The sequence below is a fragment of the Megasphaera cerevisiae DSM 20462 genome, assembly GCF_001045675.1.
Lineage (GTDB): Bacteria > Bacillota > Negativicutes > Veillonellales > Megasphaeraceae > Megasphaera > Megasphaera cerevisiae.
Genome location: NZ_LEKT01000044.1, coordinates 16,073 through 27,059 on the forward strand (window position 1 = coordinate 16,073; position 10,987 = coordinate 27,059).

At 45.8% G+C, this 10,987-nt stretch carries 6 protein-coding genes and 1 tRNA gene; all 7 read right to left on the reverse strand.

Translation table 11 applies throughout. From position 1 onward, the window contains the following. Positions 1 to 41 precede the first annotated feature (41 nt). Positions 42 to 3,518, reverse strand: a complete 3,477-nt coding sequence (locus AB840_RS11430; protein WP_048514981.1) for a DNA polymerase III subunit alpha — start codon at positions 3,516 to 3,518, stop codon at positions 42 to 44. 213 nt (positions 3,519 to 3,731) lie between these two features. Next, on the reverse strand, positions 3,732 to 4,541 hold the full coding sequence (locus AB840_RS11435) for a hypothetical protein (protein WP_048514982.1): 810 nt from the start codon (positions 4,539 to 4,541) through the stop codon (positions 3,732 to 3,734). Positions 4,542 to 4,543: 2 nt separating this feature from the next. Further along, on the reverse strand, positions 4,544 to 4,735 hold the full coding sequence (locus AB840_RS11440; protein ID WP_048514983.1) for a hypothetical protein: 192 nt from the start codon (positions 4,733 to 4,735) through the stop codon (positions 4,544 to 4,546). A gap of 340 nt (positions 4,736 to 5,075) precedes the next feature. Beyond that, a complete protein-coding gene (locus AB840_RS11445) occupies positions 5,076 to 6,539 on the reverse strand; it encodes a 4-hydroxyphenylacetate 3-hydroxylase N-terminal domain-containing protein (RefSeq protein ID WP_048514984.1) in 1,464 nt (487 codons plus the stop codon). Positions 6,540 to 6,592: 53 nt separating this feature from the next. Next, positions 6,593 to 7,897 (reverse strand): acetyl-CoA hydrolase/transferase family protein, encoded by a 1,305-nt coding sequence (locus AB840_RS11450; RefSeq protein WP_048514985.1) that lies wholly within the window; start codon positions 7,895 to 7,897, stop codon positions 6,593 to 6,595. Positions 7,898 to 8,734: 837 nt separating this feature from the next. Then, a tRNA-Pro gene (locus tag AB840_RS11455) sits at positions 8,735 to 8,811 on the reverse strand. A 420-nt stretch (positions 8,812 to 9,231) separates the two neighbouring features. After that, positions 9,232 to 10,587 carry a pyruvate carboxylase subunit B gene (locus tag AB840_RS11460; protein WP_048514986.1) on the reverse strand — a complete coding sequence of 452 codons (1,356 nt, stop codon included), beginning with the start codon at positions 10,585 to 10,587 and terminating at the stop codon, positions 9,232 to 9,234. Positions 10,588 to 10,987 lie beyond the last annotated feature (400 nt).

Genomic DNA, 10,987 nt, shown 5'->3' on the forward strand with positions numbered 1-10,987 from the left:
CAGTCTACTATCCAGCTCCAAACGTGCCCCAACATATATCTTTATTTCAATACCAGCGATCCCGGCTCCAGCATAGCTTCTAATTCCTGGTGCAGGCGGTCATCTGACTGCACCCAATATTGCTCATCAGTCAAAATAGTGCGGCGGCTGCCCATAAGGTGGAAATAGACCCGGACCGGGCCATGGTATTTTTCCAACACGCCGGCAATCTTTGTACTCAAATCTGTCCCTTCTAGATGAGCCGGTATTTTGATAAACAGCTTGCTGCCCTGACCCAGCTGCCACGCAGGGCCTGCATAGCGGGCGGCCGATGAGGATATAGCCGGCGCAGGCTGTTTGCCATCCTTTCCTAAAAGAGTTATTTCTTCAGCTACCAGCTGAATATTGTCATCATTAATATCAGCACGGCCACGGACAGTAACAGCCATATCGACGGCCGTAGCATTCATGCACTGACTGTATATCCGGGGAAAAACGACGACCGTGACCGTATTCGTATAATCTTCTATGGTCAGGATGGCCATCTGGTCATTGCGCTTTGTTGTAACCTGGCGTTTTGCTGTGATCAGGCCTCCGACACACATGCTTTTCCCATCATACTGCCGGGCCCCTTCACCAAACATCACCGAAATAGGCGTCAGCTTTTCCATCATGTCTTTATATTTATTTAACGGATGACCGCTAAAATAAAAACCATCATATTCCTTTTCCATGGCCAGCCGCATTTCAATGGGATATTCCTCTATGTCCGGATACACCAAATCAACAGCCTGCCTTTCCTCTCCGCTGTCAAAAAGTCCCATCTGACCGGACGCATAATCTTTTTGATTCAACGAACCCATGCCAATCGCCTGATCAACAACCGTCATAAGCTGCGACCGATATTTGCCGAAGGAATCCATGGCGCCGCATTTAATTAAGCTTTCTATTGCCTTTTTATTGACAATATGATAATCGACGCGGCTGCAGAAATCACCAAGAGAAGAAAAGGGGCCGCCCTCCTCACGTGCTTTGACAATAGCCGCGATAGCATTGTCGCTGACGCTTTTCACACCAGAGAAACCAAAGCGGATCGCGCCGTTTTCAACAGAAAACATAGACACGCTGGCATTCACGTCCGGCGACAGGACCTCTACGCCGTGATGCTGGCATTCTGACACATAGTAACTGATCTTAGCCGCATCATTGATCATGCTGGTCATTGTCGCCGCCATCAATTCTGCCCGGTAATGCGCCTTGAGGTAAGCTGTCTGCCAGGCTACATAGGCATACGCTGCCGAATGAGATTTATTAAAGCCATAGCCGGCAAAATATACCATCAGATCAAATACCTTGTTAGCAATATCATCGGAAATATTATTTTTCTTTGTCCCTGCCAGAAAATTTTCCCGCTGCGCCGCCAAAATGGATTCCTTTTTCTTACCCATCGCCCGGCGCAGTAAATCAGCCTGTCCCAGCGTAAAACCGCCCATAACAGAGGCAATCTGCATAACCTGTTCCTGATAGAGAATAACACCGTACGTATCCTTCAATATAGGTTCCAGAAGCGGGTGCAGATACGTTGCCTTCGTTTCCCCATGACTTCGTTTGATAAAATCATCTACCATGCCGCTTCCTAATGGGCCGGGCCGGTATAAGGCCACCAGGGGAATCATATCTTCAAAATGAGTCGGTGCTAAGCTCTTGACCAGATCAGTAATACCCTCGGATTCCATTTGGAACACGCCGGCCGTATCGCCTTCTGTCAGCATATGACAAGTTTTTTCATCATCCAGAGGAATGGCATTGATATCTATGGTGATGCCGTGCTCCCTGCGAATAAGCTTCACCGCATCGCCAATGACCGTCAGTGTCCGCAGGCCGAGAAAATCCATTTTTAAAAGCCCCAATTCCTCTACAAGGTCTTTGTCATACTGCGTCGTCAAATACCCTTCCTTTGAATACTGCATAGGGACATAATCATCTACGGGAGCCGCCGATATGACGACGCCTGCCGCATGCGTAGACGAATGCCGTACCAGCCCCTCCAGCGGTTTACCAACCGCAAACAGGTGGCGTACCGCCGGATCAGATTCATACTCCTTCTGAACGTCTTTGTTGGTTTTCAATATTTTATCCAGCGTAAGCCCTAGTTCAGGAGGTACCAGTTTCATAAATCGGTTCACATCATTCAAGGGAATATTGAGAACCCGGCTGACATCGCGCAATACAGCCCGGGCAGCCAAGGTTCCAAACGTAATGATCTGAGCTACATGATCCTTGCCATATTTCCGCGTCACGTAATCGATGACCCGGCCGCGGTTTTCATAGCAAAAATCCATATCAATATCCGGCATAGTCACCCGTTCCGGATTAAGAAACCGTTCAAACAGTAAATCATATTTCAGCGGATCCAATCCCGTAATCCCCAGTAAATAGGCCACGACAGATCCCGCTGCCGAGCCTCGCCCCGGCCCGACGGGAATTTCGTGATCCCGCGCAAACTTCACATAATCCCATACAATGAGAAAATAAGAAGGAAATCCCATTTTATTAATAACACTCAGTTCGTAATCCATCCGCTGGCGCACCTCCGGCGTCACCGGATCATACCGTGTCGGCAGTGCCTCTTCACAAAGCTTACGCAGATACGTCTCATCTGTTTCACCGTCCGGAACGACAAATTTAGGCAAATGACGTTCACTAAAACTGATATCGACGTCACATTTTCCGGCAATTTCCAGAGTCGTATCCAGTGCCTCCGGCATGTCAGAAAACAGGGCTGCCATTTCCTCGCCGCTTTTCATATAAAATTCATCATTAGAAAATCGAAAATGAGACGGATCGTCCAGGGTACTTCCTGTCGAGATGCACAGCTTTACCTCCTGCGCCGCCGCATCAGACTTTTCGATATAATGGTAGTCATTGGTCGCCACAAGCTTCAATCCATATTCCTGAGACCACTGCTTAAAAACGGTACGAACAATTTTTTCCTCCGGCAGTCCATGATTTTGAACTTCCAAATAAAAATCATCCTTACCGAAAATGCTAATCAGGTGATGCAGCGTACGCAGCGCGCCTTCTTCATTGTGATTAAGAATATCTTGCTGTATATGCCCCTCAATGCAGGCACTCATCGCAATAAGCCCGTCATGATATTGTTCCAGCAAATCATAGTCCACGCGAGGCTTATGATAATTATTTTCCCCGTCCACAAATCCTTTGGATACGATTTTCACAAGATTGTGATATCCTGTATTATTTTTCGCCAGTAAAATCAAATGGCACAGTCGTTCCTTGGCCTTCTTCTCAAACCGGCTGCCTCTCGTCATATATACTTCACAGCCTAAGATAGGTTTGATTCCCTGCGCTTTAGCTTCTTTATACAAATGAATCACGCCATACATATTGCCATGATCGGTAATGGCAACCGCCGGCATTTCCAGTTCGCCGGCCTTTTTCACCATGTCGGGAATTCGGCACAGACCGTCAAAAAGACTGTATTGCGTATGGACATGTAAATGAACAAATGGCCGCATTATACCTGCTCCTTTTATTGTTAATCCAGTACTGTAAGAACGTACCTTTTATTATATCATACTTACCGCAATGGAAAAACATATGCGGAAAAAACAAAAAGTACTACACTGAAATAAAATACGCTTTTTATAACGGCAAAAAAAGGCCGGAACAAAATACTCCGACCTTTTTTGTAAACCAAAGCCTATGTGTTTTTTTTGCTCTTACAGATATCAAAAGCGGTGCGTTACCTGAACGCGAACGTAATCCCCCAGCGTAAAGTTTTCCGACCCATACAAGGTATCACGCCTGCCGATGCCCTTGGCATCGAAGGTGTAGAACGCTTCCAGGAGGAGATCCTTGGCCGGGACGTAGCCGCCGCCGACGGTGAAGCTCTTGATGCCGTCGAGGTATCTATCAGGCACGCCCTCCGTGCCGTTGCCGCCGAAGAAGGAGCCGTGCTGGAAGTATTTGTAGTCCGCGAAAGCATTCCAGCTGCCCGGCTTGTCCGTATCGGACTTGCCGATGTCGACACGGGCTACCCAGAATCGCGGCGTGCCGCCGTTGGCGCGGCCGTTGATGGAAAAGTCTGACGTGCCGGCTTCATGCGTGTATAGAGTACTGCCGTTCATAAATCGTCCGAAATCCGTGCGGTTCTGACCCCAGTCATAGGAGAAGCGGATATTGTCACCGATGCGCCAAGCGGCACCGAGGCCGATGACGTTGGCCAGCTGGTCGAAGAAGGCCGCATCGTTATGATCTCCGTCAGCATAGGCAATAGCGTGCGTATCATCATCTACGGATCGGAGATACCAGGCCTGGACACCAACGGTATCACCGAATTGATGTTTGACCTGAACAAAGGCAGCCCTATTAAGAGGTGCTATCTGGTCCTGTACAAGAACAGTACCAATTTGCGGTATAACAATGCCTAATTCTTCCAATATATGTAACGGTAATTTACTGTCATCCTCCGGTTTCCATGATTTAGCCAAATAAGACACGATAGTATTAACCACCGGCGCAATATCAGCAGAAACCATTCCTATATTTCCGACTCCAGAATTGGGAGACGTTCGATAATGATTGTAGTCTGCTGGGATTCAAGTTTTGCTTCCTCCAGAACCCTATTCTCTTCCACAACAATATCACGTGTAACAATAGACTCATCGGCAGCTAATACAGGTGCTGTCAGCCACCCCATTACGGCTAAAGACAGTCCGGCACACCACATCATATTTTTACCTTTTTTACCCTCATATCATCCCTCTTTCCTATTATTTCGATAGTAATTATTACTATTTGTTTTAAATTCTATCAGACCTTGCATTTTATTTCTCCTCCATTCGGACACAAAATGATCCATTCCGACATTTAATTTCAAAATGCATCCGGTTGACCTTGCTTATACAAATATGTACGGTGTGTCGAAGCTGTATACCAGATACTGCTCTCAGAATAACACCAGAATCACTTACCCCCTGTACAGCCATAGATAGACGAAAAAAAAGCCGAAAATCCTCTGTCACGGATTTCCGGTTTTCTGCAATAAATTCATTACATTATAAAGTGATTCCTTATCTCTTAACGTTTCCAGGTTCTTTTACATCTTCCGTAATGCCTGCAATGATTTTGGCATACGCAGCAAATTCTTCATAAGGTGTATTGGCATGCACTACCATTCGCGCGCCGTCCGGTGATCCGCCGCCATGCATACAGCCGGGAACACCGCCTCCCAGCGTCAACCATTCGCTGAGTCTTGCTGCACGGGCGCGGGTTTCCGCGGATACCTCCCTGCCGGCTTTGACATACCGCTGAATCACCGGTCCCAGCTTTGGATCAGTAAAATCACGATACGAAGGGAAACAGCCCGTTTCCACAATGCCGCCGCCAATTTCCTGACAGAGCCGTTTTGTTTCATACGGCAGAGAGGCTACATGAATTTTGTTTACATGAGCTACCTTGTTATTGGACAACCAGACTCCCGTTCTATGCGGTTTCCCCAGGGCCATGGCACCAATTCCTACGGCATAGGTCGTCTCGTTGTTGACACTCATCGTAATCATTTTATCTTTAAAAGGTTTGACAGCCAAGCCATTGGCCCTGGCCATAAGCACGCCGGCTCCAATCATAACATCGCCCTGCCCGGCTACGCAGGCGCCGATACAGGCCCGATAATTTGCGGTGAAGTATTCAATGACTTTGCCGCTGTATTTGAATTCCCCAGCCATAAATACACGGGCCTTCGGAACAAACACATGGTCAAATACCAGATACGCCTGCGTAACGCCTGTGGCCGGCGCATCAAAGCCTTCTTCCAGGTCACGGCAATCACTGGCATGCCGGGTTTCGATAATAGTCAGGCCCTCAATATCCTTGGGAAGCACACAGGATAACGCATAGTCTTTATCTGTTTCCTTGTATCCGGAGCCCGGCAGCAGAAAAATTTCCTCCGATGCGGCGACACCACAAATCATGGCCTTACAGCCGGTAATCACAATCCCATCGTCTCTATATTCTACAATATGCAAATTACTGTCCGGATCAGGCTGATCCGACGGTTTCATACAGCGGTCGCCCTTCGCGTCCGTAAGCGCCCCGGCCACTAGAATCCCGCTGTCTTCAGCTGCTAACAGCCATTGTTTCAACCGCTGATGGTACTCGGTACCGTATTCTTCATCCATATCCGCAGTCACTGCCCACATGACATTTTGTGCATTCCAGCCAACACAGAAACCGCCCGTACAGGTACCGCATTTTCGATACATTGTACGTTTCAGCCGGGAGTTATTCATAATATCTTCCAGAGAAAGCATCAAACTAGTATGTCTCATAATTTCTTTTCCGGTCAACGAAGAAGTCGTAACAAAAATTTCTTTTTCAGCCGGGTCATTGGCTCCGTCAAAGCCTCTGGCATGTGATTCCACGGCCTTGCAAGTCGCCGGATGTGTCGTTACATCTTCAATAAGCTCGCCAAATTTGTACACATTGGGACGCATGGATTTTAAAGATTTTATATACTCTTCGCGTGTTCTGATCATGACGTTTCCTCCTTTGCATGCATATACTCCAACTATACTTCAAAGCGCCCATACTACACCATAATATTCATATCTTTAGCCGCCTCCATCAGTTCTTCCCTGAATTTAGGGTGAGCAACAGCAATCAGGGCTCGTGCCCGCTGTGACGCAGTCTTGCCTCTTAATTCCGCTACGCCGTACTCCGTCACAATACAGTCTACATCACCTTTAGAGGTCGTAACATGGGCTCCTTCCGCCAAAATTGGCCTGATTTTTGAAATGGTGTCCTGTTTAGCCGTAGAATAGGTACATATAAAGGATCGGCCGCCTCGTGACCAGTTGGCACCTCGGATAAAATCTACTTGCCCGCCGGTGCCGCTGATGTTTTTATAACCGATCGATTCGGAACAGACCTGCCCAATCAGATCTACCTCTACACAGGAATTGACAGAAATCATAGTGTCGTTCTGTGCAATAATACGGGGGTCATTAATATAATCCACCGGATAGAATTCTACCCCCGGATTATCGTCCACATAGTCAAAGAGCGCCTGTGAACCAATAGCAAAGGTAGCGACTGATTTTCCCCGATTAATATGCTTGCGGCTGTTATCTACGGCTCCAGCTTCGATAAGCTTTACAAAACTGTCACAAAATAATTCCGAATGAATTCCCAAATGCTTCTTCGAGATAAGGTATTCTCCGACTGCGTTAGGGATACCTCCGATTCCCAACTGCAGCGTCGCGCCATCTGGAATATGCTCGGCAATCAGCCGTCCAATAGCTTTATCCTTTTCACTGCTGGCACTATCCGGCATAACAGGCAAAGGCGCATGATGCTCGCAAATTGCATTTACTTCGGAAATATGGATAAAATTATCACCTAAAACCCGTGGCATATACCGGTTGACTTCCAAAAAGACATAGCGGGCTCTGCTCATTTGCGCCCGGCCTTCTGCGGCACCTACACCAAAGCTGAAAAAACCATGAGCATCCATGGGTGATACCATGGCATAAAATACATCTGGCAACACATTTTCTCTCCACAGGCGCGGTACCTCATAGTAAAAATTGGGCATAAAATCTGCCCGGCCTTCCCACACCGCCGGTCTGGCTTTACCGCTGGTAAACCATGGTACATGAATAATTTTTCCGGCAAAAGCGGGGTCCAAATAAGGTTCTTCCCGACTCGCCAGCAGCATATGGTGCTCAATGCCTTTTAAGTTTTCCTGCAGAACTCGTTTCGACAGCGCCTTCATAATTGCATCGGGTTCACCTAATGCTGATGTACAGGCACAACAAAAACCGGACTGAATCACCTCCGCGATTTTTTCTGCCGTAGTCAGTTTTTGTCGATACATTTTCTGATAATCCAACATATTTCGCCTCCTTCATGCTTTGGCATATTCAATTGCGTCCCGGTGCACGTAATGGTACCAGTTCCTAAAAGTCTCATTAACAATTCTTTTATATCATACTATTTATTACTTATTAATATATATAATTGTACTATTATATATATTTTTCGTCAATTCACACCATCTTCAATGTGGGTTAACATTTTCACAATATACGGCCCATTCAAAGAAAATGGTTATCATAATTTCATATATTTTTTTAATATAATTAACAAGACTTGTACAAATACGCTAACAAGTAATACCAAACCATGCGCTGTCTAAACAAAATATAATTTGAGAATATTTCCAGAAATAAAGGTATTAAAAAATAAATAAAAAAAATGCGGTGCACTATGCTTCCGCATCTTTCATCGCATTTTCACTATATATCATTTTAATATTCGTCCATTTAATAAATCAAAACCACCATCATGCCACATAGTACTTGTGTAAATCGATGGAAAACAGCTTTGGCAAGACAATATCCACTCTCATCAGTATGAATGACAGCCTATGCCACGATTCAGAAAAAAAATCTTCAGAAAAAAGCAAAATGAACAAACGCCTTCAGGCGGCCTATCACTGGACTCTTCAGATAGAAAAAAGAATCAAATTCATCTTCAATTACCGCAAGTTGGCTAAATCTTTTTTTTTTGCCACTCTGGCCATAACCATACTGGAGATGTACCCAACCTCTTATCGCAGCATACAAAAAAGCCCCACAGAGTTTTATTTTCCATGTCCAATTCGATCAAAAAAATTTTCGAAAAGAATCGGCATTTCAGAAAATGTAAACTCTGTGAGGCACCTACGTATTGGTCGGAACGGCGAGATTTGAACTCGCGACCTCTTCCACCCCAAGGAAGCGCGCTACCAAGCTGCGCCACGTCCCGCTGATTTCGTACTTGAATAGTGTACCTGATTCTTACGTACTTGTCAAGTAATTGTATCCAACCTTCACGTTAGAGACGTACTGTTCACATATTACAAAATCTACTAATTTTAAATCCTAATATATATAACATTTACAAAACCACTTGCAAAAGTTTCTATTCATGATATTTTTTATCACAAAGTCAAAAAAACAGTTTAGAACGGAATTTATAAAAACGGGCTAAATAATACGGCGCCTCTATCCTGTTATGTGCAGGAGGGTACCGGCAAACGGTCAACTTCCGGCTAGTAATAGTGTGCAACTGCCCCATCACCGGAATGCTGAAAGGGCGGTTACCTTTTTTGGTCATGAGAAACACACCGGAGCAGGCAGCATAGCGCAGGTCCTTGCTACAAAATAATGTATGCCAGTTTAATTGTTATAACGTGGCTTCCTTCCGGGTTCTGAAAAACGGCAGCGCCACCTCCGGAAAAAGGGTAAAGCTGAGTACATCTTCTGCGGATGCATTAGGAAATCCTTCGTCGGCTAACGTCTTCCTTGCTTTTTCCAATTCTGGCTCCAGATCATCGGCAGGACGGTAATCAATGACCGGCTCATCGCCGATACACATTTTTCTGAATTCATCACTGATCGTGCCGGGAACCCGTCCGTATTTACCACGAACAATATCGCGGACTTCGTTGGTAATGATCTTATACCGCCCATATAAAACATTGAGTGCCGCAGCAGAGCCTGTAATCTGACTCGTCGGCGTAACCAGAGGCGGATATCCTAAATCACGCCGCACATTGGGCATTTCTGCCAATACATCATCAAAACGATCCTCTGATCCTTGCCCTTTAAGCTGATTATACAAATTAGTCAGCATGCCGCCTGGTATCTGATATTTTCTGACAGCGGGATTGATCTGGCTGGGCATCGTAAGCTTAAATTCATCAGCCAGTTCTTTACGGACCTGTTTAAAGTGTTCCGTCAGCGGCCACAGGCGTTCTATATCTATATCCGTATCATAAATACTTCCCTGCAGCGCCATGACCAGTGTCTCTGTCGCGGGCTGGCTTGTCACTTCGCCAAACGGCGACAGCGCCGTATCAATAATATCCACTCCGGCCTCTATGGCCTTCATATAGGTCATTTCACCGAAACCGCAAGTGCAATGCGTATGCAGTTCAATGGGAACTGATACATGTTTTTTCAGCATACGGATCAGATTGTATGCATCATATGGTGCCAGCAGTCCTGACATGTCTTTAATACATAACGAATCGACCCCCATGTCCTGCAGCTCCATGGCTCCCTTTGTGAAGGATTCCATGGTGTGAATAGGACTGATGGTATACACAATAGCACCTTGCACATGAACCGCTTTCGTATCTTTAGCCGCTTTGATAGCTGCCTCCATATTGCGTGGATCGTTCAATGCATCAAACACCCGGATAATGTCAATTCCGTTATCCACAGCCCGATTGACAAATTCATAAACAACATCGTCAGCATAATGCCGGTAGCCGAGAATATTTTGTCCGCGAAAGAGCATTTGCAGCGGCGTTTTTTTTACATATTTTTTGATCGTGCGCAGCCTTTCCCACGGATCTTCGCCCAGAAAACGCATACACGTATCAAAAGTTGCGCCTCCCCAACATTCCAGAGCATTGTATCCGATTTCATCCATCGCTTCCAGCACAGGAAGCATTTGGTTTAAACGCATGCGCGTAGCCGCAATGGACTGATGACCGTCACGAAGCACAGTTTCTGTTATTTTTACTCTCGCCATTCCTAAAAATCCTCCGTTTATTTCTATAGGTCAGGTATATTCATTCCTGAATTCAGGTGATTGTTTATAACGTACCAACTCTTAATACAAGATAGTAAACATATTCTATTATATCATACTTTGTAAAGAAAAGCAGGCTATACTGAGTATATGTATGTGTCAAGAAGTTCTCGGTGAATGTATTGACCTAGATAATAGCTAGCCTCATCGACATCGTTTTTTTATAAAAATGCAGGCGTTGAGAAACTGTTAGCTAACTTCCCTATGGCACTGCTGGACGGGCCATTATTGCAAATGCGTCCGTGATGAATCCCTACATGCGTTTGAAAGGGAATCTTCCGCATGACTCGTCTCATCGTCCCACGGAAAGTGCGGCTGACTGGAGCGGTAAACCCCTTGG